The 22,821-nt window shown below is 60.0% G+C and carries 17 protein-coding genes; 15 read left to right on the forward strand and 2 right to left on the reverse strand.

The genetic code is table 11. The annotated features are described in order from the left end of the window. The first annotated feature begins 42 nt into the window (after window positions 1-42). The 14 genes from dksA to PG5_RS18265 all read left to right on the forward strand — a co-directional run bounded on the left by dksA (window position 43) and on the right by PG5_RS18265 (window position 19,972). The gene (gene dksA, locus PG5_RS18200) at window positions 43-486 is read left to right on the forward strand and encodes an RNA polymerase-binding protein DksA (protein ID WP_008058386.1); all 444 of its coding nucleotides are present in this window, start codon (window positions 43-45) and stop codon (window positions 484-486) included. A 202-nt stretch (window positions 487-688) separates the two neighbouring features. Beyond that, window positions 689-1,585, forward strand: a complete 897-nt coding sequence (gluQRS, locus tag PG5_RS18205) for a tRNA glutamyl-Q(34) synthetase GluQRS (protein WP_020798589.1) — start codon at window positions 689-691, stop codon at window positions 1,583-1,585. Window positions 1,586-1,662: 77 nt separating this feature from the next. Continuing rightward, window positions 1,663-1,839 (forward strand): hypothetical protein, encoded by a 177-nt coding sequence (locus PG5_RS34225; RefSeq protein ID WP_003176118.1) that lies wholly within the window; start codon window positions 1,663-1,665, stop codon window positions 1,837-1,839. Further along, a complete protein-coding gene (locus PG5_RS18215) occupies window positions 1,823-4,777 on the forward strand; it encodes a sensor histidine kinase (protein ID WP_162276369.1) in 2,955 nt (984 codons plus the stop codon). The genes PG5_RS34225 and PG5_RS18215 overlap by 17 nt, the downstream gene beginning before the upstream one ends. 22 nt (window positions 4,778-4,799) lie before the next feature. Next, window positions 4,800-6,239 carry a sigma-54 dependent transcriptional regulator gene (locus PG5_RS18220; RefSeq protein WP_020798591.1) on the forward strand — a complete coding sequence of 480 codons (1,440 nt, stop codon included), beginning with the start codon at window positions 4,800-4,802 and terminating at the stop codon, window positions 6,237-6,239. A 699-nt stretch (window positions 6,240-6,938) separates the two neighbouring features. Next, a complete protein-coding gene (locus PG5_RS18225) occupies window positions 6,939-8,339 on the forward strand; it encodes a polynucleotide adenylyltransferase PcnB (protein ID WP_020798592.1) in 1,401 nt (466 codons plus the stop codon). Between the two features lie 3 nt (window positions 8,340-8,342). Continuing rightward, window positions 8,343-8,828 (forward strand): 2-amino-4-hydroxy-6-hydroxymethyldihydropteridine diphosphokinase, encoded by a 486-nt coding sequence (gene folK, locus PG5_RS18230; protein ID WP_020798593.1) that lies wholly within the window; start codon window positions 8,343-8,345, stop codon window positions 8,826-8,828. Window positions 8,829-9,193: 365 nt separating this feature from the next. After that, window positions 9,194-9,994: a 3-methyl-2-oxobutanoate hydroxymethyltransferase gene (gene panB / locus PG5_RS18235; protein ID WP_020798594.1), complete on the forward strand. Its 801-nt coding sequence runs from the start codon at window positions 9,194-9,196 to the stop codon at window positions 9,992-9,994. Continuing rightward, window positions 9,991-10,851 (forward strand): pantoate--beta-alanine ligase, encoded by an 861-nt coding sequence (gene panC / locus PG5_RS18240; protein ID WP_020798595.1) that lies wholly within the window; start codon window positions 9,991-9,993, stop codon window positions 10,849-10,851. Before panB ends, panC begins: the two co-directional genes overlap by 4 nt. Window positions 10,852-11,072: 221 nt before the next feature. Continuing rightward, window positions 11,073-12,737 (forward strand): glucose-6-phosphate isomerase, encoded by a 1,665-nt coding sequence (gene pgi / locus PG5_RS18245; RefSeq protein ID WP_020798596.1) that lies wholly within the window; start codon window positions 11,073-11,075, stop codon window positions 12,735-12,737. 159 nt (window positions 12,738-12,896) lie between these two features. Then, on the forward strand, window positions 12,897-14,834 hold the full coding sequence (acs, locus tag PG5_RS18250; protein WP_020798597.1) for an acetate--CoA ligase: 1,938 nt from the start codon (window positions 12,897-12,899) through the stop codon (window positions 14,832-14,834). 37 nt (window positions 14,835-14,871) lie between these two features. Next, the gene (locus PG5_RS18255) at window positions 14,872-15,741 is read left to right on the forward strand and encodes an oxygenase MpaB family protein (protein WP_020798598.1); all 870 of its coding nucleotides are present in this window, start codon (window positions 14,872-14,874) and stop codon (window positions 15,739-15,741) included. Window positions 15,742-15,907: 166 nt separating this feature from the next. Beyond that, a complete protein-coding gene (locus tag PG5_RS18260) occupies window positions 15,908-16,924 on the forward strand; it encodes a class I SAM-dependent rRNA methyltransferase (RefSeq protein ID WP_020798599.1) in 1,017 nt (338 codons plus the stop codon). A gap of 93 nt (window positions 16,925-17,017) precedes the next feature. Next, window positions 17,018-19,972, forward strand: coding sequence for a DUF748 domain-containing protein (locus tag PG5_RS18265; RefSeq protein ID WP_042955493.1), 2,955 nt, complete (start codon window positions 17,018-17,020; stop codon window positions 19,970-19,972). Between the two features lie 233 nt (window positions 19,973-20,205). Here PG5_RS18265 and PG5_RS18270 read toward each other — a convergent pair whose 3' ends face one another. Both PG5_RS18270 and PG5_RS18275 read right to left on the reverse strand, forming a co-directional pair. Next, window positions 20,206-20,559, reverse strand: coding sequence for a BON domain-containing protein (locus PG5_RS18270; RefSeq protein ID WP_020798601.1), 354 nt, complete (start codon window positions 20,557-20,559; stop codon window positions 20,206-20,208). A gap of 311 nt (window positions 20,560-20,870) precedes the next feature. Continuing rightward, the gene (locus tag PG5_RS18275; RefSeq protein ID WP_020798602.1) at window positions 20,871-21,290 is read right to left on the reverse strand and encodes a pilin; all 420 of its coding nucleotides are present in this window, start codon (window positions 21,288-21,290) and stop codon (window positions 20,871-20,873) included. Between the two features lie 313 nt (window positions 21,291-21,603). Between PG5_RS18275 and PG5_RS18280 the strand changes: the two genes are divergently transcribed. Further along, the gene (locus PG5_RS18280) at window positions 21,604-22,821 is read left to right on the forward strand and encodes a type II secretion system F family protein (protein ID WP_033039523.1); all 1,218 of its coding nucleotides are present in this window, start codon (window positions 21,604-21,606) and stop codon (window positions 22,819-22,821) included.

Consider the following 22,821-nt stretch of genomic DNA (forward strand, 5'->3'; position numbering starts at 1 on the left):
ATCCTGCGCAGATGGATTACAAGAGTAGAGGCGGTCTATTTCATGTCCACCCAAGCAAAGCAACAAGCGAATCAGGCGATCAGCGGCTTCGAGCCCTATGTTCAGAAAGCTGGCGAAGAGTACATGGGCGAGCCCATGCGCAAACACTTCACCAAGGTTCTGAATCAGTGGAAAAAAGAGCTGATGGAAGGTGTCGACAAGACTGTGGACCACATGAAGGACGAAGCGGCCAACTTCCCTGACCCGGCAGACCGTGCCAGCCAGGAAGAAGAGTTCGCTCTCGAGCTTCGAGCCCGCGATCGTGAGCGCAAGTTGATCAAGAAGATCGACAAGACGCTTCAGTTGATCGAAGACGAAGAGTACGGCTGGTGTGAGTCCTGCGGCATCGAGATCGGCGTCAAGCGTCTTGAAGCACGCCCTACCGCTGACCTGTGCATCGACTGCAAGACTCTGGCGGAAATCAAGGAAAAGCAAGTCGGCAAGTAATATCGACTTGAGTAAAGAACGGAGCGTGCGAACGCTCCGTTTTTGTTTCTGACGTATGCTTCGACAGGAAACCTGTGGGAGCGAGCCTGCTCGCGAAGGGGCTTCCAGGCCCAATATTGATGCAGGCTGACACTCAGCTTTCGCGAGCAGGCTCGCTCCCACATGGGACTTGCGCACGACCGGACAACGTAACATTGCATTCATGACCGCCATCACCTCCCCCACCTACATCGGCCGCTTCGCCCCCACGCCCAGTGGTCACCTGCACTTCGGCTCGCTGGTTGCTGCATTGGCCTCGTACCTCGACGCGCGCTCGGTGGGTGGGCGCTGGTTGATGCGCATGGAGGATCTCGACCCGCCCCGCGAAGAGCCCGGCGCTCAGGCCGCAATCCTCAAGGCACTGGAGAGCTATGGTTTCGAGTGGGATGGCCAGATGGTGCGCCAGAGCGACCGTCACGATGCCTATGCCCAAGTGCTCGATCGCCTGTTCAGCCAGGGCCTGGCCTACGCCTGTACCTGCTCGCGCAAACAACTGGAGCCGTACCACGGCATCTATCCGGGGTTGTGCCGCAATGCCGGACACGGCACCGAAGATGCCGCCATTCGCATTCGCGTCCCCGAACTTGATTACCACTTCATTGATCGGGTGCAAGGCGAGTTTCACCAGCATCTGGGCCGGGATGTCGGTGATTTCGTGATTCGCCGGCGCGACGGGCTCTATGCTTATCAACTGGCGGTGGTGCTGGACGATGCCTGGCAAGGCATCACCGACATCGTGCGCGGTGCCGACCTGCTCGATTCCACGCCGCGCCAGCTCTACCTGCAGGAGCTTCTCGGCCTGCGCCAGCCGCGCTACTTGCACATCCCGCTGATCACCCAGCCCGATGGCAACAAACTCGGCAAGTCCTACCGTTCGCCGCCGCTCACCGCAGATCAGGCTACGCCGTTGTTGTTGCGAGCCTTGCGCGCCCTGGGACAAAAACCCGGTGCCGAACTGGCCTACGCCAAGCCACGGGAAGTGCTGGATTGGGGCATTGCCCACTGGGATGCCCGGTTGATCCCGCGCACACTGAGCCTGCCCGAGGCGCAGCTACAGTGATCGTGCTTGCAGTGGCGCGCCCATCCGTTACCATCGCCGCACGTTTTCGGGCACGGGCATAAAAAAGAGAGGCCGGGATGTACATCTATCGCTTGGTCCTGCTCCTGGTAGTGGGGATTTATCTGTTTTCCCCGGCCATCATGGATTGGTGGATCGACGCCACCGGCGCCTGGTATCGCCCTTATCTGCTCTGGCTGATCCTGATCGTCGTGACCTTCATCCTGCAGAGCCAAAAAGATGCCGATGAGCTTTAGCCTGACCCAGATGATCCTGATCAGCGCCGCGTACCTGGCGGTGCTGTTCGGCGTAGCCTGGGTCAGCGAACGGGGCATGATCCCGCGGGCGATCATTCGCCACCCGCTGACGTACACCTTGTCCCTGGGGGTCTACGCCAGTGCCTGGGCATTTTATGGCACCGTGGGCCTGGCCTATCAGTATGGCTACGGCTTCCTGTCCAGCTACCTGGGTGTTTCCGGCGCGTTTCTGCTGGCGCCGGTGCTGCTGTATCCAATCCTGAAGATCACCCGAACCTATCAGCTGTCATCCCTGGCCGATCTGTTCGCGTTCCGCTTTCGCAGCACCTGGGCCGGCGCGCTGACCACGATTTTCATGCTGGTCGGGGTATTGCCCCTGCTGGCGCTGCAGATCCAGGCAGTCGCCGACTCCATCGGCATCCTCACCCGCGAGCCGGTACAGCATCGCGTGGCGCTGAGTTTCTGCGCACTGATCACGCTGTTCACGATTTTCTTCGGCTCCCGGCACATCGCCACCCGGGAAAAACATGAAGGCCTGGTGTTCGCGATCGCCTTCGAGTCGGTGATCAAGCTGATCGCCCTCGGCGGCGTCGGCCTCTATGCGCTGTATGGCGTATTCGACGGCCCGCAACAACTGGAGTTGTGGCTGCTGCAAAACCAGACCGCCCTGGCCGCGCTGCACACGCCACTGCAGGAAGGCCCTTGGCGCACGCTGTTGCTGGTGTTCTTCGCTTCGGCGATCGTCATGCCGCACATGTACCACATGACCTTCACCGAAAACCTCAATCCGCGCTCGCTGGTCAGCGCGAGCTGGGGCTTGCCGCTGTTCCTGCTGCTGATGAGCCTGGCAGTGCCGCTGATTCTCTGGGCCGGCCTGAAACTCGGCGCCACCACCAACCCGGAATATTTCACCCTGGGCATCGGCATCGCGGCCAACAGCAAGGCCCTGGCACTGCTGGCCTATGTCGGCGGCCTGTCTGCGGCCAGCGGCCTGATCATCGTCACCACCCTGGCCCTGTCGGGCATGGCCTTGAACCACCTGGTGCTGCCGCTGTACCAGCCACCGGCTGAAGGCAACATCTACCGTTGGTTGAAGTGGACCCGTCGCGCCCTGATCGTCGCCATCATCATGGCCGGCTACGGTTTCTACCTGCTGCTGGGTGCGGAGCAGGACCTGGCCAACCTCGGCATCGTCGCCTTCGTGGCCACGCTGCAGTTCCTGCCGGGCGTGCTGTCGGTCCTGTATTGGCCGACCGCCAACCGTCGCGGCTTCATCGCCGGGCTGCTGGCGGGGATCCTGGTGTGGCTGGTGACCATGTTGCTACCGCTGGTCGGCAACCTGCAGGGCTTCTACATACCGTTGTTGAACATGATCTACGTGCTCGACGACACCAGTTGGCACATGGCTGCGATCGCCTCCCTGGCCGCCAACGTACTGATGTTCACCCTGATTTCGCTGTTCACCAATGCCAGCACTGAAGAGGCCAGCGCCGCCGAAGCCTGTGCCGTGGACAACGTGCGCCGCCCGCAACGCCGGGAGCTGCACGCCGCCTCGCCCCAGGAATTCGCCACTCAGCTGGCCAAACCGCTGGGAGCCAAGGCTGCGCAGAAGGAAGTCGAACAAGCCCTGCGCGATCTCTACCTGCCCTTCGACGAGCGTCGACCGTACGCCTTGCGCCGCTTACGCGACCGGATCGAAGCCAATTTGTCCGGCCTGATGGGGCCAAGCGTGGCCCAGGACATGGTCGAGACGTTCCTGCCCTACAAGGCCGGCGGCGAAAACTATGTCACCGAGGACATCCACTTCATCGAAAGCCGCCTCGAGGATTACCATTCGCGCCTGACCGGCCTGGCCGCCGAACTCGATGCCCTGCGCCGCTATCACCGCCAGACCCTGCAGGAATTGCCGATGGGCGTCTGCTCGCTGGCCAAGGACCAGGAAATCCTCATGTGGAACAAAGCCATGGAGGAGTTGACCGGCATCGCCGCGCAGCGCGTGGTCGGTTCGCGCCTGAGCACCATTGCCGATCCATGGAAAGAATTGCTGCAAGGCTTCATCAATGTCCCGGATGAGCATTTGCACAAACAGCACCTGGCCCTTGACGGCCAGACCCGCTGGCTGAACCTGCACAAAGCGGCGATCGACGAACCCCTCGCACCGGGCAACAGTGGCCTGGTGCTGCTGGTGGAAGACCTGACCGAAACCCAGATGCTCGAAGACAAACTGGTGCACTCCGAGCGCCTGGCCAGCATCGGTCGCCTGGCCGCGGGCGTGGCCCACGAAATCGGCAACCCGATCACCGGTATCGCCTGCCTGGCGCAGAACCTGCGCGAAGAGCGCGAGGAAGACGGCGAACTCAAGGAAATCAGCGGGCAGATCCTCGAACAGACCAAGCGCGTCTCGCGCATCGTCCAGTCGCTGATGAGCTTTGCCCATGCCGGCAGCCACCAGCACAGCGACGAGCCCGTCTGTCTGGCGGAAGTGGCCCAGGACGCCATCGGCCTGCTGGCCCTGAACCGGCGCAATTTCGAAGTGCAGTTCTATAACCTGTGCGATCCCGACCACTGGGTCGAAGGCGATCCGCAGCGGCTCGCCCAGGTATTGATCAACCTGCTCTCAAACGCCCGCGACGCCTCGCCTCCCGGCAGCGCGGTGCGGGTCAAGAGCGAAGCCGGCGAACACACGGTCGACTTGATCGTGGAGGACGAAGGCAGCGGCATTCCATCGAGCATCATGGATCGATTGTTCGAACCCTTCTTCACCACCAAGGACCCGGGTGAAGGTACCGGCCTGGGCCTTGCACTGGTCTATTCCATCGTTGAAGAGCATTATGGACAAATCACCATCGACAGCCCGGCTGATGTTCAGAGCCAACGCGGCACCCGTATCCGGGTGACCTTACCGCGTCATGTCGAAGCGACGTCCGCTGTGAACTGAGACCGTCGAGAGTATCGAATCAATGCCGCACATTTTGATCGTCGAAGACGAAACCATTATCCGCTCCGCCTTGCGCCGCCTGCTGGAACGTAACCAGTACCAGGTCAGCGAAGCCGGTTCAGTGCAGGAAGCACAAGAACGCTTCACCATTAACACGTTCGACCTGATCGTCAGTGACCTGCGCCTGCCGGGCGCGCCGGGTACCGAGTTGATCAAGCTTGGCCAGGGCACTCCGGTGCTGATCATGACCAGCTATGCCAGCCTGCGCTCGGCGGTGGATTCGATGAAAATGGGCGCGGTGGATTACATCGCCAAGCCTTTCGACCACGACGAAATGCTCCAGGCCGTCGCGCGCATCCTGCGTGACCGGCAAACGGCGCAAGCCAGCGGCGAACCGGTCGTTGGCAAAGTCGCCAACGCTGCCGCCAAAGCCGGTAGCGACAACAGTAACGGTGAAATCGGCATCATCGGCTCGTGCCCACCGATGCAGGACCTGTATGGCAAGATCCGCAAAGTCGCGCCGACGGACTCCAATGTGCTGATCCAGGGCGAGTCCGGCACTGGTAAAGAACTGGTGGCGCGCGCCCTGCACAACCTTTCCAGGCGGGCCAAGGCGCCGATGATTTCGGTGAACTGCGCAGCCATTCCGGAAAGCCTGATCGAGTCCGAACTGTTCGGCCACGAGAAAGGCGCATTCACTGGCGCCAGCGCTGGACGTGCCGGCCTTGTGGAAGCGGCGGACGGAGGCACCTTGTTCCTCGATGAAATCGGTGAGCTGCCACTGGAAGCCCAGGCGCGCCTGCTGCGCGTGCTGCAGGAAGGTGAAATTCGCCGAGTGGGTTCGGTCCAGTCGCAGAAAGTCGATGTGCGCCTGATTGCTGCAACCCACCGCGATCTCAAGAGCCTGGCGAAGATCGGCCAGTTCCGTGAAGACCTGTATTACCGGCTTCACGTGATTGCCCTGAAACTGCCAGCCCTGCGCGAGCGTGGCGCGGACGTCAATGAAATCGCCAATGCGTTCCTGGCGCGCCAAAGCGCACGAATCAACCGGACAGACCTGAAGTTCGCCCCGGACGCCGAGCAAGCCATTCGTCATTACTCGTGGCCAGGCAACGTTCGCGAGCTGGAAAACGCGGTCGAGCGCGCCGTCATCCTGTGCGAGAGCCCGGAAATTTCCGCCGAGCTGCTGGGCATCGACATCGAACTGGGCGACCTGGAAGACGACGAGTTCATCGGCCTGCCTCCGCAACAAGGTGGCAGCAACGCCGGCAACAATAACCATGAGCCGACCGAAGACCTGTCCCTGGAAGACTACTTCCAGCACTTCGTGCTCGAGCATCAGGATCACATGACCGAAACCGAACTGGCGCGCAAACTGGGGGTCAGTCGCAAGTGCCTGTGGGAACGCCGTCAGCGCCTGGGCATCCCGCGGCGCAAGACTGGGGTACCAAGCGAGAGCTGAACGCCGCCTGTCTCATGTGCGGGTAACACATGATTTTGTGAAAAAACTGTTACCTCAGGTTTTTCACGTAACAGAACCGGGGCTTACGGTAACGAAGCCCCGGTTTTTTTTGGCCCTTGTTGACCCCCTCGACGCACCTAACCCCTTGTTTTACTGGGGTTCGCAAAAGTTGGCACGCACCCTGCTATATGTTTGGTACAAGAACAATAACAAGCAACGAACAACACAATAAAAATAAGACGAATCGACTCACGCACAATAAAAACAAGACGGCGAGAGGCGCAGCTAACTGATTCTTTTGGAGAGGCGTTGTATTTGGGGCTTGCCCCACGACCAGGCCGAGAACAACAAAAAACTGTCTTAAGACAGAGCCTGAACTGGTTGGATCGCAAGATCACTGCAGCACAGCGACCAAAGCAATCCGTTTGCTCTTGGCTCCCGATTGGGAGGGTCATGAAGGAAAGCTTCATGACAAGGGCACTCAACAAAAACAAGAAGCCCGAAACCAATAACAAAAATAGAGCATGCAACTACTTCTTGGGGAGCTTCGGCTCCCCTTGTGGTTTCTGCGATTTGGAAACCTGCCTACACCTCAAATCTGCTGTGTCCTACACCATCCCCCGACTAAATGCTAGAATCCCCGCCCATCATGCGGTCATTCTTCGTTTTGGCCGAACATTCCTTCAAACAGTGCATCCCATGCTGAAGAAGCTGTTCCAGTCATTCCGTACTCCCCTGCGTCGTACGCAACACATTCGCAGCACGCCTGAAGTGCTCAACAGCGGTCAACATTCGCTGCAAAAGGCGCAATTCAGCCGTTACGCGGTGAACATCGTCGAACGCCTACAGGGCGCCGGGTACCAGGCCTATCTGGTCGGCGGCTGTGTGCGAGACATGCTGCTCGGCATCACGCCGAAAGACTTTGACGTCGCCACCAGTGCCACACCCGAACAGGTACGGGCAGAATTCCGTAATGCACGGATCATCGGCCGCCGGTTCAAACTGGTACACATCCACTTTGGCCGCGAAATCATCGAAGTCGCGACCTTCCGCGCCAATCACCCGCAAAACGACGAAGAGGAAGACACCAATCAATCTTCGCGCAACGAAAGCGGGCGCATCCTGCGCGATAACGTCTACGGGACCCTGGAAGAAGACGCCCAACGTCGCGACTTCACCATCAACGCCCTGTATTACGACCCGGTCAGCGAACGCATTCTCGATTACGCCAACGGCGTACACGACATTCGCAACCAACTGATCCGCTTGATTGGCGACCCCAAGCAGCGCTACCAGGAAGATCCGGTGCGGATGCTGCGGGCCGTGCGTTTTGCCGCCAAGCTGAATTTCGGCATCGAAAAACACAGCGCCACGCCTATCCGCGAGCTGGCCCCCATGCTGCGCGAGATCCCGTCAGCCCGCTTGTTCGAAGAAGTGCTCAAGCTGTTCCTGTCCGGTCACGCCGCTGACACTTTTGAAATGCTGGTCGACCTGCAATTGTTCGATCCACTGTTCCCGGCGAGCGCCGAGGCACTGGAATACAACCCGACCTATACCCATACCCTGATCAGCGAAGCCCTGATCAACACCGACCTGCGTATCAAGCAGAACAAACCGGTGACCCCGGCGTTCCTGTTTGCCGCCCTGCTCTGGCCTGCCCTGCCGGCGCGCGTATTGCGCCTGCAGGACCGTGGCATGCCGCCAATTCCGGCGATGCAGGAAGCGGCTCACGAACTGATTGCCGAGCAGTGCCAGCGCATCGCGATCCCGAAACGCTTCACCATGCCGATCCGCGAGATCTGGGACATGCAGGAGCGCCTGCCACGGCGCAGCGGCAAACGTGCCGACCTGCTGCTGGACAATCCGCGATTCCGCGCCGGCTACGACTTCCTGCTACTACGCGAAAGCGCGGGCGAGCAGACCGATGGCCTGGGCGAATGGTGGACGGACTACCAGGACGCCAACGACAGTGAGCGGCGCGACATGATTCGCGACCTCAGTGGCAAGGACGACGGCACCGGCGGCCCACGCAAACGTCGTCGCAGCGGCGGCGCCAAGCGCAAGCGTTCAGCAGACGCTTCGAGCACCACGGGCGAGTAATCCATGGAACGCATCTACATCGGCATGGGCAGCAACCTCGTTGACCCCGCCGAACAGCTGCGCAGCGCCACCCTGGCGCTGGCACAGTTGCCGCAATCGGAACTGGTCGGGGTTTCAGCCTTCTATCAAAGCGATTCGTTGCTCCCTGGCCAACCGCGCTACACCAACGCGGTTGCCGCTCTCGACAGCACTCTGGCACCGCTTGAGCTGCTGGACGCCTTGCAATCCATTGAAAACGACCAAGGCCGCGAGCGCCTTGAGCGCTGGGGGCCGCGCACCCTGGATCTCGACATCCTGCTGTTCGGTGACCGCCTGATTGACGAGCCTCGCCTCAAAGTCCCGCATTACCATATGCACGAGCGGGCCTTTGTGCTCTATCCATTGGCAGAATTGGCCCCTGTGGATCTGCGCCTGGCTGATGGCCGCAGCCTGGCAGAATTGCTCAATGCGTGCCCGTTCGTCGGCCTGGAACGCCTGGCTACAAATTGACACAAACCCCCTGTGGGAGCGGGCTTGCTCGCGAATGCGGTGTGTCAGTCGAGATCAATTTTGTATGACACACCGTATTCGCGAGCAAGCCCGCTCCCACATTGATTTGCGTCGAACAAAAGGTCCAAGGCTGCTGAAACGCATCAGTCCCAGCGGTAACACCCTCCTCGTAACAATGCGGTAACACACGCAATTGACTTCCCACGTTCTCCTCACGACTATAGGCGTCCCGCTGCCGCCATCACGGCATCAAGGGCGCAATCCAGGCCTTAAAAGCACGACAGAAGACCGTGCGCCTGTATTTAACGAAGAATCACGCGCGTTACTCGCAGTAGTTTCCACAGCGCCTGAATGAGGAACTTTTCATGCCAGCCATCACCCTGACCACTCTGCAAGGTCTCAAGCACAAAGGTGAAAAAATCACCATGCTGACCTGCTATGACGCAACCTTCGCCCACGCCTGCAACCAGGCCGGTGTCGAAGTGCTGCTGGTGGGCGACTCCCTCGGCATGGTTCTGCAAGGTCATGACAGCACCCTGCCAGTGACCACCGCCGAAATGGCTTACCACGTGGCGGCCGTCAAACGCGGTAACACCGACGCCTTGATCCTTGCCGACTTGCCCTTCATGGCCTACGCCACCACGGAACAGACCATGACCAACAGCGCCCTGCTGATGCAGTCCGGCGCTCACATGATCAAGGTCGAAGGCGCATTGTGGTTGGCGGACTCGATCCGCCTGCTGGCGGAACGAGGCGTTCCGGTCTGTGCCCACATGGGCCTGACCCCGCAATCGGTGAACATCCTCGGTGGCTACAAGGTCCAGGGTCGCAATGAAAACCAGGCGCGGCAGATGCGTGCCGATGCCATTGCCCTGGAGCAGGCCGGCGCGGCGATGTTGCTGCTCGAATGCGTGCCCAGCGAACTGGCCGCAGAAATCACCCAGGCCGTGAACATTCCGGTCATCGGGATTGGCGCCGGCCACCACACCGACGGCCAGGTACTCGTGCTGCATGACATGCTGGGCCTGTCCATTACCGGTCGCGTCCCCAAGTTCGTGAAAAACTTCATGACCGGCCAAACCAGTATTCAGGCCGCCTTGAGCGCCTATGTCAGCGAAGTCAAGGCGTCGACTTTCCCTGGCACCGAACATGGATTCTCTGCATGAACACCGTCAAAACCGTCCGCGAACTACGGGCCGCCGTGGCCCGTGCCCGCGGTGAAGGCAAGCGCATCGGCTTCGTGCCAACCATGGGCAACCTGCACAGCGGTCATGTCGCACTGATCACCAAGGCCACCCAACGGGTGGATTTCGTGGTTGCGAGCATTTTCGTCAACCCGTTGCAGTTCGGTGCCGGCGAAGACCTCGACAAATACCCGCGCACCCTCGCCGCCGATCAGGAAAAACTCCTTGAAGCGGGCTGCGACCTGCTGTTCGCGCCAACCGTTGAAGAGATGTACCCCGACGGCATGGCCGGACAGACCCGCGTCAGCGTCCCGCAACTTTCCGAAGGCCTGTGCGGCGCCAGCCGTCCAGGGCATTTCGAAGGTGTAGCAACGGTGGTCAGCAAGCTGTTCAACATGGTCCAGCCGGACCTGGCGATCTTCGGCCAGAAAGACTTCCAGCAACTGGCGGTCATTCGCGCGCTGGTGCATGACCTGAACATGCCGATCCAGATCATCGGCGAGCCGACGGTACGGGCGGCCGATGGCCTGGCACTGTCATCGCGCAATGGCTTCCTCACCGAAGACCAGCGCGCCGTGGCACCGGTGGTGTATCGCACGCTGAGCGAGATCGCCGAAGCGATCAGGCAGGGTGAGCGTGATTACCCGGCCCTGATCCGCACCAAGCTGCAACAACTCGAAGCGGCGGGCCTGCGCCCCGACTACCTGGAAATTCGTCATGGTATGAGCCTGCGCCCGGCAACCCCGGAAGATCGCGACCTGGTCATCCTGGTGGCGGCGTTCCTGGGGACGACGCGCTTGATTGACAATTTGCACCTGAACCTCGACACCCCCGCCTGAATTCCCCCCCACAACGCCCCCACGACTGCGCCGGTATAAAAAAGTACCGGTCGCAGGTCCGACAAAGCCAAGACAGATCGTCTCTCTGGGTTTACTGTTACCGGCCTGCGCTATTTAATCGTGTGCACGCAGGCTAACCGGATACCACTCAGACGGTGGTCAGGACATTCCGGTATTTTCAGTGTCTTAAAGGCAGTTCAAGTAAAAGGAAACCCGCAGCGATGGCGTACTACCGCACCCCCCACGACGTGACCGCCCTGCCCGCCTGGCAAGCGTTGAAAGACCACCGCCAGGCCATGCAGGATTTCAACATGCGCGAGGCGTTCAACGCCGACCCGCAGCGTTTTACCCAATTCACTCTCAGTAGCTGCGGCCTGTTTCTCGACTATTCGAAAAACCTGATCAACGCCCAGACCCGTGACCTGCTGGTAGGCCTGGCCGACGAAGTCGACCTCAAGGGCGCGATCAAGGCGCTGTTCGATGGCGAAATCGTCAATGCCTCCGAAGGACGCCCCGCCCTGCACACCGCCCTGCGTCGCCCGGTTGGCGACAAGTTGTCGGTCAACGGCGTCAACGTGATGCCTGAAGTACACAAGGTGCTGAACCAGATCACTGACCTGGTGGGCCGCATCCACGACGGCCTGTGGCGCGGCTACTCCGAAAAGCCGATCACTGACGTGGTCAACATCGGCATCGGCGGTTCGTTCCTCGGCCCCGAGCTGGTGTCCGAAGCCCTGCTGGCCTATGCCCAGAAAGGCGTGCGCTGCCACTACCTGGCGAACATCGATGGCAGTGAGTTCCACGAACTGGCGCTGAAACTGCGCGCCGAGACCACCTTGTTCATCGTCTCGTCGAAATCCTTCAACACCCTCGAAACCCTGAAAAACGCCCAGGCCGCACGCGCCTGGTACCTGGCCCAAGGTGGTTCGGAAGCCGAGTTGCATCGCCACTTCATTGCGGTATCGAGCAACAACGCTGCCGCCGTGGCGTTCGGCATCCGCGAAGAAAACATCTTCCCGATGTGGGACTGGGTCGGCGGGCGTTACTCGCTGTGGTCGGCCATCGGCCTGCCGATCGCCCTGGCCATTGGCATGTCGAACTTCAAGGAACTGCTGTCCGGTGCCTACACCATGGACCAGCACTTCCTCAACACCCCTTTCGAACAGAACATGCCGGTGCTGCTGGCCCTGCTCGGCGTCTGGTACGGCAATTTCTGGGGTGCGCAAAGCCACGCGATCCTGCCGTACGACCACTACCTGCGGAACATTACCAAGCACCTGCAACAGCTGGACATGGAATCCAATGGCAAGAGCGTGCGCCAGGACGGTACGCCCGTCAGCACCGATACCGGCCCGGTGATCTGGGGCGGTGTAGGCTGCAACGGCCAGCACGCTTACCACCAGTTGCTGCACCAGGGCACCCAACTGATCCCGGCCGACTTCATCGTGCCGATCGTCAGCTTCAACCCGGTGGCCGACCACCACCAGTGGCTGTATGCCAACTGCCTGTCGCAAAGCCAGGCGCTGATGCTCGGCAAGACACTGGCCGAAGCCCAGGCCGAGCTGCGTGACAAAGGCATGAGCGAAGAACAGGTGCAGAGCCTTGCGCCGCACAAGGTGATCCCGGGCAACCGTCCGAGCAATACCCTGGTGGTCGAGCGTATCAGCCCGCGGCGCCTGGGTGCGCTGGTGGCGATGTACGAGCACAAAGTCTTCGTACAAAGCGTGATATGGGGCATCAACGCCTTCGACCAATGGGGTGTGGAGTTGGGCAAGGAGCTGGGCAAAGGCGTCTACAACCGCCTGGTCGGCAGCGAAGAAACCCCGGCTGACGACGCGTCTACCCAGGGCTTGATCAACTACTTCCGCGGGCGTCACCGCGGCTGATCTGACACCGTTCCTGCGGGGAACTAACCTTGTAGGAGCTGCCGCAGGCTGCGATCTTTTGATCTTCTAAAAGCAAAGTCAAAAGATCGCAGCCTTCGGCAGCTCCTACGAGGGTCGCGCAGCTCCCCTCTTGTCGCCAAACAAGAAGAAGGAACCGTCATGTTCGATATCAGCACGTTCCCCAAAGCCGATGCCGTGCGCCGGGCTGCACAATTGAGTCAGGACGACTATCACCGCCTGTACCGCGAATCCATCGAGCACCCCAGCACCTTCTGGGCCGAACAAGCCACCCGCTTCCTCGACTGGAGCACACCGTGGCAAACCGTCCAGCGCTACGATCTGAAAACCGGTGAAGCCCATTGGTTTGCCGGCGCCAGGCTGAACGTCAGCTACAACTGCATCGACCGTCACCTGGCAACACGCGGCGATCAGACCGCGATCATCTGGGAAGGCGACGACCCCGCCGAATCCACGCAAATCACCTACAAGAAGCTTCACCATTACGTCTGCCGCCTGGCCAACGTGCTCAAGAGCCGTGGCGTGAAGAAAGGCGATCGTGTATGCATCTACATGCCGATGATCCCTGAAGCCGCCTACGCCATGCTCGCCTGCTCACGCATCGGTGCAGTGCATTCGGTGGTGTTCGGTGGCTTCTCGCCGGATTCGTTGCGCGACCGGATCCTCGACGCCGACTGTCGCACAGTGATTACCGCCGATGAAGGCGTGCGCGGAGGCAAGTTCGTGCCGCTCAAGCACAATGTCGACAAGGCGCTGCAAAGCTGCCCGGATGTCAGCACCGTGGTCGTGGTGGAACGGACCCAGAACCCGGTGAACTGGGTCGAGGGCCGGGATCTCTGGTATCACCAGGCACTGCGTGACGTCGGCGACGACTGCCCGCCCGAGCCGATGGACGCCGAAGACCCGCTGTTCATCCTCTACACCTCCGGCAGCACCGGTAAACCCAAAGGCGTGCTGCACACGACGGGGGGCTACCTGCTGCAAGCGGCAATGACCTTCAAATATGTCCTGGACTACCGCGATGGCGAAGTTTTCTGGTGCACCGCCGATGTCGGCTGGGTCACTGGCCACAGCTACATCGTCTACGGGCCCCTGGCCAATGGCGCCACCACCCTGATCTTCGAAGGCGTGCCGAGCTACCCGAGCACCTCGAGGTTCTGGCAGGTGATCGACAAGCACAAAGTGAATATCTTCTACACCGCCCCCACCGCATTGCGCGCTCTAATGCGCGAGGGCGCAGAACCGTTGCAGGAAACGTCCCGCTCCAGCCTCAGATTGCTCGGCACCGTCGGTGAGCCGATCAATCCGGAAGCGTGGGAGTGGTACTTCAATGTCGTCGGCGAACAACGCTGCCCAATTGTCGATACCTGGTGGCAGACCGAAACCGGCGGCATCATGCTCAGCCCGCTGGTCAGTGCGCAACGGATCAAACCAGGCTGCGCGACACAACCGATGTTCGGCGTGCAGCCGGTGTTACTGGACGAACATGGCAAGGAAATCAAAGGCGCCGGGAGCGGCGTGCTCGCCCTGAAATCAAGCTGGCCAGCGCAGATCCGCAGCGTCTATGGCGATCCGCAACGGATGGTCGACACATACTTCAAGCCCTACCCCGGCTACTATTTCACCGGCGATGGCGCCCGCCGCGACGAAGACGGTGACTACTGGATCACCGGGCGCATCGACGACGTCATCAATGTCTCCGGGCACCGCATCGGCACTGCCGAAGTGGAGAGCGCCCTGGTGCTGCACGACAGCATCGCCGAAGCCGCCGTGGTCGGTTACCCCCATGACGTCAAGGGCCAGGGCATCTACGCCTTCGTCACTCCCATGAACGGTGTCGAGCCCAACGAAGAACTGAAGAAAACCTTGCTGGCCCACGTCAGCAAGGAGATTGGCAGCTTCGCCAAGCCCGACCTGATCCAATGGGCGCCGGCCTTGCCGAAAACCCGTTCGGGCAAGATCATGCGGCGCATTCTGCGTAAGATTGCCTGTAACGAACTGGACAGCCTGGGAGATACCTCGACTCTGGCCGACCCGAGCGTGGTCCAGGGCTTGATCGACAAGCGCCTGAACCAATAACGTACTGCCGCCGCCTACGGAAAATCACCGGGACACCATGGAATTCATTCGCAGCCGTATCGAAACCCAGATCATGAGCCTGACCGGCCTGTCCCTGGGCAAGCTCGACCTGGAAAACCCCAAGGGCGATCCTGGGCTGTTCGGACCGGATTCAGTGAGCTGGCAAGTCCACGCCGACTTCAGCAGCATGTTGATCGGCGGTATCAGCGCCCTGATGCTGCAAGCGCTGCACCCGCTGGCCTTGGCCGGTGTGTGGGACCATTCGAATTTCCGCGAGGATATGCTCGGTCGCTTGCGCCGCACCGGGCAATTCATCTCCGGCACCACCTTCGGCTCACGACAGGACGCCGACTGGCTGATCGAAAAGGTGCGCACCATCCACCTGCAAATCACCGGCACCGCGCCCGATGGCCGGCCCTATGCCGCCAGCGATCCCGACCTGCTGACCTGGGTGCACGTCGCCGAGGTCAGCAACTTCCTAGCAGCGCACCTGCGTTATCGAAATCCGCAGCTGTCCCTGGCCGATCAGGATCGTTATTACGCAGAGATCGCACTAGTGGCCGAGCGCCTGGGCGCCCGCGACGTGCCGCGCTCCCGGCAGGAAATTGCCGCTTATCTTGAACGCGTTCGCCCGCAACTGTTGTGCGACGAACGCAGTCGTGAAGTACTTCGACTGTTGTTGAACGCCCCCTCCCCCAGCCGTTTGGCCCGGCCTTTCGGCGGGTTGATGATGCAGGCCGGGATCGACCTGCTGCCAGATTGGGCCAGTGACATGCTCGGTGTGAGCCAGGGGCCGCTGCAACGCAAACTGATCCGCGCCAGTGTCAATCGCAGTGCGCCGATGCTGCGCTGGGCGGTGCGCAATGGCTCGGTGCATCGTGCGAAACGGCGTATGGGCCTGTCGTAGGAGCGAGCTCGCGATGGACTTGAATACTGCGCGGAGTGTCAGGCACCCAGCGTCATCGTTGACGATCATCGTCGGAACGCCGCCCGGAGCATGCTCGCTCCTACAAGTGCTACTGCGCTCAAGCTGTTAAACTCCCGCGCCCAATTCCTCCTGCAAGGCGCCCAGCATGTCTTCCTTGAATCAGGCGCTGCGCGCCGCCCTTGAACATCGCCAGGACCTGCTGGCCGAGTTGCACAGCCAGGGCACCGACTGCTATCGCCTGTTCCATGGCAGCCAGGAAGGCGCCGGAGGGCTGACGATCGACCGCTATGGCCCACAACTGATGGTGCAAAGCTTCCATCAGTCGCTGGACCGCGAGGCGTTGCTGCACTTGCATGAAATCGTCAATCAATACCTGGGGCTGGAAACCCTGCTGGTCTATAACGACCGCTCCCGTGGCAACTCGCGCATCGACCGTGAAGACACCGTCTACCGTGCCGAAGAAGCCGCACTGCAAGACCTGGTTGGCCACGAGTGGGGCTTGAATTACCGGGTACGCGGGCGCCATGCCGGGCAAGACCCGCTGTTGTTCCTCGACCTGCGCAACACCCGTGGCTGGGTCAAGGAGCACAGCAAGAACAAGCGCGTGCTGAACCTGTTCGCCTACACCTGCGGGGTCGGCCTCAGCGCCGCAGCCGGTGGTGCCAGCCAGGTGTGCAACCTGGATTTCGCCGAAGGCAACCTGGCGGTCGGGCGCGAGAATGGCTTGCTCAACCCGCAACTGCCGACCATGGAGTTCATCCAGTCCGACTACTTCCCGGCCATTCGCCAGTTGGCCGGCCTGCCCATCAGCCAGCGTCGCGGGCAGAAACTGCCGAGCTATCAACGCCTGGAACAGCGCCAGTACGACCTGGTGCTGCTCGATCCGCCTGCCTGGGCCAAGAGTGCTTTCGGCACCGTCGACCTGCTGCGCGACTACCAGAGCCTGCTCAAGCCGGCATTGCTGACCACCGCAGACAATGGCGTGCTGATCTGCTGCAACAACCTGGCAAAGGTCAGCATGGACGACTGGCGCGAGCAGGTCTTGCGTTGCGCCGAGAAGGCCGGCCGTCCGGTACGCGAGTGGACCGTCATGAAACCGGGCGCCGACTTCCCGTCGATGGATCAGCAGCCGCCCCTGAAAACCCTGATTCTGCAGCTCTGAAAGTCGCCGTTGTTTTCAGATAAATCCTGCCCGATGTAAGGACTTCGGAACCGAAATCGCGTGCCATACTCCAAGGCACTCCGATCCAGACAGATGAAGCCATACATGTACAAAGGATTGATTCGCGCCATCGGCGCCTTGTTGACTGCTCTGGCCCTCTACAGTCTGCTGGGCTTTCTCATTTTGCCCGGCATCGCGTTGCGCGTTGCCAACCAGCAACTGGCCAACTACGCCACGACGCCCGCCAAGATCCAACGGATCGAACTCAACCCGTTCAGCCTTGAAGTAACCCTTTGGGGCCTGAACATTGGCGAGCCCGGCAAGGAGCAGGTCGGCTTCGAGCGCCTGTACGCCAACCTGCAACTCGACAGCCTCTGGACCAAAGCGCTGCACCTGTCGGATATCGAGCTGGAAAAATCCAAGACCGAGGTGCTCTTCGGCAAGGACGGCAAGCTCAACCTGATCGGGTTGTTCAAATTGCCGGCCAGCGAGCCGACACCCGTCGACCCTGACGCCAAGCCATTCCCGCTGCGCATCGACCGAATCAAACTGGTGGATGGATCGCTGCACTTCAAGGATGCACGCCCCAGCGAAGCCATCGAATTCCTCTACGACAAGCTCGATTTCGAACTCAAGAACCTCAGCACCCTGCCGGAAGACAGTGCCAACATGACGCTGGTGGCAATTGGTCCCAACGGCGGTCAGATCGACTGGACCGGCAACTTCAGCCTGATCCCACTCGCCTCCGAAGGTAAGCTGAAAATCACCGACGGCAAGATGAAAGCTTTCTGGCCCTATGTGCGCGACGCCGTGCCGCTGGACCTCGAAAGCGGCGTAGTCAGCCTCAGTACCGATTACAAACTCAACCTGTCCAAGCAAACCGAACTGCTGCTAAACAATGTCGCGGTCAGTATCGCCCCCTTCGCGATCAAGGCCCCGGATGGACGGCCGCTGGCGAGACTCGAACGCCTGGACATCAGCGAAACCACTGTCGACCTGGCCAAGCAACAAGTGGTGGTCGGCAAGATCCGCAGCCACAAGCTGGAAACCTGGGCAGCCCTGGAAGCCGACGGGCAACTCGACTGGCAGAAACTGTTCGCCAGCCAACCGTCCAAACCAGCGGCCAAGGCCAACGCCGAACCGCCGAGCACCCCGGCGGCGGCCGATTCGCCGAAACCCGAACCCGCGACGCCAGGCAAACCGTGGCAAGTGCTTCTCAATGATGTGCAATTGCGCGATTACAAAGTGCATCTGGCGGACCGCAAAGCACAACCTGCGGTGGAACTGGAACTGAGCCCGCTGAATCTCGACTTACAGAAGTTCGACAGTCTCAATGGCTCGCCCTTCCTCCTCAAGCTCGACACCGGCGTAGGCAAACAGGGCAAGCTCACGGCCGATGGCGAGGTCAACCTGGCCCCAGTCAGCGCCCGACTCAATGTACAGACCAAGGACATCGACCTGCGCGTCGCCCAGTCCTACATCAGCCCGTTCATTCGCCTGGAACTGCGCAGTGGCATGCTCGGCAGCGACCTGGCGGTCAACCTGAAAAGCACCGATCCGCTGGTGCTCAGCGTCACCGGCCGCGCCCAGGTCGATCAATTGCATACCCTCGACACCCTGAAAACCCGCGACTTTCTCAAGTGGCAACAATTGGTGGTAGAAGGCCTGAACTACCAACACGGCGACAGCCTGTCGATCGACAAGATCAATCTGCTGCAACCCTATGCGCGCTTCATGATCAACGATGACCGGACCACCAACATCGATGACCTGCTGATCCCGCAACCGGCCGACGCCGGCGCCAAGCCCGCCGCCGCCAAACCCACCGCCAGCAAGGACAAGCCCCTGGGCATCCACATCGGCGGCATCGCCATCAACGACGGTTCTGCGAACTTCGCCGACTTCAGCCTGACCCCGAACTTCGCCACCGCCATTCAGCAGCTCAACGGTTCGATCGGCACCATCGACAGCCGTCAGGCGAAACCGGCCAGTGTCGACATCAAAGGCAAGGTTGACCGCTATGCACCAGTGACCATCAAAGGCGCGGTCAACCCGTTCGACCCGATGGCCAGCCTCGACATCGCCACCAGCTTCAAACGCGTGGAACTGACCACATTAACCCCCTACTCCGGCAAGTTCGCCGGTTATCGCATCCGCAAGGGCCGACTCAACCTCGATCTGCATTACGTGATCGTCAAGGGCCAGCTCAAGGCTGAGAACAAAGTGGTGGTCGAACAGTTGCAACTGGGCGAAAAGGTCGACAGCCCGGACGCCGTGAGCCTGCCATTGAAACTGGCCATCGCCTTGCTCAAGGATGTCGATGGCAAGATTTCCATTGAACTGCCGGTGAGCGGTGACCTGAACAATCCACAATTCAGCGTGATGCCGATTGTCTGGCAGACCCTGCGCAACCTGATCGTCAAGGCCGCGGCCGCGCCGTTCAAACTCATTGGTGGCCTGGTGGCCGGTGGTGGCTCGCAAGACCTGGGCACCGTGGCATTCGCCCCGGGGTCAAGCGAACTGAACAAGGACGCTGAAGCGGCACTGGTCAAACTGTCCCAGGCCCTGAAGGAACGTCCGGCCCTGCGCCTGGAAATCGAAGGCACTGCCGCCAAGAGCAGCGACGGCCCGCTGCTCGCCGAGCAACGCCTGGAACGGGAATATCAGTACAACTACTACAAAATGCTCCAGCGCCGTGGCGACAAGGTTCCGGCCAAGGCAAATTTGCTGGAGGTACCCGATAGCGAGAAAGGTCCGCTGCTGGAAGGGATCTACCGCACACGCCTGAAGGTCCAGCCACCTGCTGAATGGAAAGACCTGGGCAAAGAAGAACGCACCGCGAAAATGCGCGAGCAGGTGATCCAGTTCTGGAGTTCCAGCGAAGTGCTGTTGCGTGAGCTGGGCCAGGAACGCGCCAGCAGCATCAAGGACTATCTGGTCGATAAAGGCCAGCTCGCCGATGACCGTGTGTACTTCATCGATGCCCAGTTGGGCGAAGCGGAAAAAGACGGCAAGGTCGTTACGCCCCTGCATCTGGACGCCGAATAACGGCAACAGCAAAAGATCGCAGCCTTCGGCAGCTCCTACTGGTCTACACAAACCCATGTAGGAGCTGCCGAAGGCTGCGATCTCTGCTTTGAATAGAACAGGCCCCGACACGAATGCCAGGGCCTGTAATGGCCACATCCTTGTGGCCGGTCGCATGAACTATCAGGTTGCGGCAGACGTATGACTCAGCCCGTCTGCCGCGCCTTCTCCCAGTCCAGGCGAGAAGTCTTGCCTTACTCGGCTTTCAGGCCGTCAGCGGAGACCGCCTTGACGCCTTTGATTTTCTTGGTGATCGCCACGGCGGTGGCTTTCTGTGCATCCGTTACAGCAACGGTGGACGACAGGGACACAACACCTTTGTTGGTTTCCACTTTGATATCGGTACCTGGAATCCCTTTTTCGGTGACCAGGTCTGATTTGACTTTGGTAGTGATCCAGGTATCGGAAACATCCTCTTTCGCTTCGGTCATTTCACCGGCGGCCAGCATAATCGGGCCTTGTGTGGCCTGAGCCTGGGCAAATGCAGCGTTGGCCATGGTCAGGGTCAGCGCGGTAGCAGTAGCGGCAGCAATAGCGAACTTCTTCATACGAGTAACTCCTGTTTTTCTGGAAAGTCTGCTGGTTAGCTTGTCAGCAGGGTTACCAGAGATATTGCGAACGCTGTGCCAACTTTGAAACAGACAACAATTACTTATAAATCAATTGCTTATAAAAACAGTCATTTTTCACAATCATGCAAAATGCATGAGTTGGAAATTATCTACATGCAAGTTGCGGGTTTTAAAGAAGGCCTAAGGCCATGAATTGTTGGAAGTTTTCTCAATTACTCGAAATTTCTGAACGGCGAGCAAAAAAATACCCCGCACTGAGCGGGGTATCGGGCAAACAAGCGTATGGATCAGGCTTTTGGCTCAACGCCCTTGCAGCCTTTCGGCGCGTACTCCTGTTCGACACCGGTGGTGCACGTCCAGCCAGTCAACGAGCGGGTCAAGGTAATGGTTTTATTCAACACCTGCGCCGGAGCATTGAGGATTGTGCAACCAATCGTGCCAGTACCTTCTGCTGCTTTGCCCACTGCGGTCGTGGCGCAGTTGGACGTGGTGGCGGAGCCGCCCACCTGCGTCAGGTCCGGATCTGTTCCTTGGTTCATCAGGTCTTCAAACGCCACCTTCAATGCTGAAATCTCGGCCAGACCTGCCGTGACCTTGGCCCGCGCCTGGTACTTGGAGTAAGCAGGGATCGCAAACGTCGCCAGGATCCCGATGATCGCCACGACTATCAGCAACTCGATCAGGGTAAAGCCTTTTTGATTATTCAATGACAGCCTCCGTGCATGAGTCGAAATCTCATGATCTGCACCTGCTGCAGCACAGCCCATGCCAAGCCCGGCGTACCTTGTTCGCGGGGTGCAATCGTTGCCACGAAGCCCTTCCTACCCCCAGGAACCGCACTATCTGACACTTTTTGTCACCTCAAGACCGCAGGTTTTGTTCCCCCGCTTGACTAGGCTATAAGTCTTCAATTGCTTGCGCCCGGAACCCCGAGGAACGCATCGGCACATTCACGATCTATGAGGCGGTCGATTGCAATCAATGCAACGGCGGTTATAACCGGGTCAGCAAGGACTGAACATGGCAGTCAAGGCAGCAAGAACCAGTGTGTACACCTGGGAAGGCACAGACAGGAAAGGTACGAAGGTGACGGGCGAATTGAGCGCCCAGAACCCGGCAATGATCAGGACGAAATTGCGCAAGCAGGGCATCAACCCCGGCAAGGTGCGCAGGAAAACCACGTCGATTTTCAATCTGGGCAAACGTATCAAGGCCCAGGACATCGCCCTCTTCACCCGGCAAATGGCAACCATGATGAAAGCCGGCGTGCCGTTGTTGCTGTCTTTCGACATCATCGGTGAAGGCTTCGATAACCCGGCCATGCGCAAGCTCGTTGATGAGGTGAAACAGGAAGTGGCGGCGGGCAATAGCTTCGCCACCGCCCTGCGTAAAAAACCGCAATATTTCGATGAGTTGTACTGCAACCTGGTAGACGCCGGGGAGCAGGCTGGCGCGCTGGACACGCTGCTGGAACGGGTGGCGACCTACAAGGAGAAAAGCGAAAGTCTCAAGGCGAAAATCAGGAAAGCCATGACCTACCCGCTGATCGTGGTGTGTGTTGCGATCATCGTGACTGGCATCCTGCTGGTCGAGGTGGTGCCGCAATTCGAATCGGTGTTCAAGGGCTTTGGCGCTCAATTGCCGTCCTTTACCTTGATGGTCATCGACCTGTCGCAATTCATGCAAGCATGGTGGTGGATGCTGCTGGGCGTACTGGTCACGGCTGCTTTCGCTGTACGCCATGCCCTGAAAACCTCGCAAGGTTTTCGTGACCGAATGGACACCTGGCTGCTGAAACTGCCGCTGGTGGGGACCTTGATGTACAAGTCCGCCGTGGCCCGTTTCGCCCGCACGCTGTCGACGACCTTCGCCGCTGGCGTGCCGCTGGTCGAGGCCTTGGAATCGGTGGCCGGCGCCACCGGCAACATCGTGTTCAAACGCGCGGTGTTGCGCATCCGACAGGACGTTGCGACGGGTATGCAGCTGAATTTTTCCATGCGCACGTCCGGTATTTTCCCGAATATGGCCATTCAGATGACCGCCATAGGCGAGGAGTCGGGCGCACTCGACGACATGCTCGACAAGGTGGCAGGTTTCTACGAAGACGAGGTCGACAATATGGTCGACTCCCTCACCACCCTGATGGAACCGTTCATCATGGTGGTGCTGGGTGTTATTGTCGGCGGCCTGGTGGTCGCAATGTACCTGCCCATCTTCCAACTCGGCTCAGCGATCTGA

It is taken from the genome of Pseudomonas sp. G5(2012), assembly GCF_000408945.1.
Lineage (GTDB): Bacteria > Pseudomonadota > Gammaproteobacteria > Pseudomonadales > Pseudomonadaceae > Aquipseudomonas > Aquipseudomonas umsongensis.

What these genes read in the sequence shown, in the direction of transcription:
- dksA (WP_008058386.1), top strand. Translation starts at nt 43, where the DNA reads ATGTCCACCCAAGCAAAGCAACAAGCGAATCAGGCGATCAGCGGCTTC.
- gluQRS (WP_020798589.1), top strand. Translation starts at nt 689, where the DNA reads ATGACCGCCATCACCTCCCCCACCTACATCGGCCGCTTCGCCCCCACG.
- PG5_RS34225 (WP_003176118.1), top strand. Translation starts at nt 1,663, where the DNA reads ATGTACATCTATCGCTTGGTCCTGCTCCTGGTAGTGGGGATTTATCTG.
- PG5_RS18215 (WP_162276369.1), top strand. Translation starts at nt 1,823, where the DNA reads ATGCCGATGAGCTTTAGCCTGACCCAGATGATCCTGATCAGCGCCGCG.
- PG5_RS18220 (WP_020798591.1), top strand. Translation starts at nt 4,800, where the DNA reads ATGCCGCACATTTTGATCGTCGAAGACGAAACCATTATCCGCTCCGCC.
- PG5_RS18225 (WP_020798592.1), top strand. Translation starts at nt 6,939, where the DNA reads ATGCTGAAGAAGCTGTTCCAGTCATTCCGTACTCCCCTGCGTCGTACG.
- folK (WP_020798593.1), top strand. Translation starts at nt 8,343, where the DNA reads ATGGAACGCATCTACATCGGCATGGGCAGCAACCTCGTTGACCCCGCC.
- panB (WP_020798594.1), top strand. Translation starts at nt 9,194, where the DNA reads ATGCCAGCCATCACCCTGACCACTCTGCAAGGTCTCAAGCACAAAGGT.
- panC (WP_020798595.1), top strand. Translation starts at nt 9,991, where the DNA reads ATGAACACCGTCAAAACCGTCCGCGAACTACGGGCCGCCGTGGCCCGT.
- pgi (WP_020798596.1), top strand. Translation starts at nt 11,073, where the DNA reads ATGGCGTACTACCGCACCCCCCACGACGTGACCGCCCTGCCCGCCTGG.
- acs (WP_020798597.1), top strand. Translation starts at nt 12,897, where the DNA reads ATGTTCGATATCAGCACGTTCCCCAAAGCCGATGCCGTGCGCCGGGCT.
- PG5_RS18255 (WP_020798598.1), top strand. Translation starts at nt 14,872, where the DNA reads ATGGAATTCATTCGCAGCCGTATCGAAACCCAGATCATGAGCCTGACC.
- PG5_RS18260 (WP_020798599.1), top strand. Translation starts at nt 15,908, where the DNA reads ATGTCTTCCTTGAATCAGGCGCTGCGCGCCGCCCTTGAACATCGCCAG.
- PG5_RS18265 (WP_042955493.1), top strand. Translation starts at nt 17,018, where the DNA reads ATGAAGCCATACATGTACAAAGGATTGATTCGCGCCATCGGCGCCTTG.
- PG5_RS18270 (WP_020798601.1), bottom strand. Translation starts at nt 20,559, where the DNA reads ATGAAGAAGTTCGCTATTGCTGCCGCTACTGCTACCGCGCTGACCCTG.
- PG5_RS18280 (WP_033039523.1), top strand. Translation starts at nt 21,604, where the DNA reads ATGGCAGTCAAGGCAGCAAGAACCAGTGTGTACACCTGGGAAGGCACA.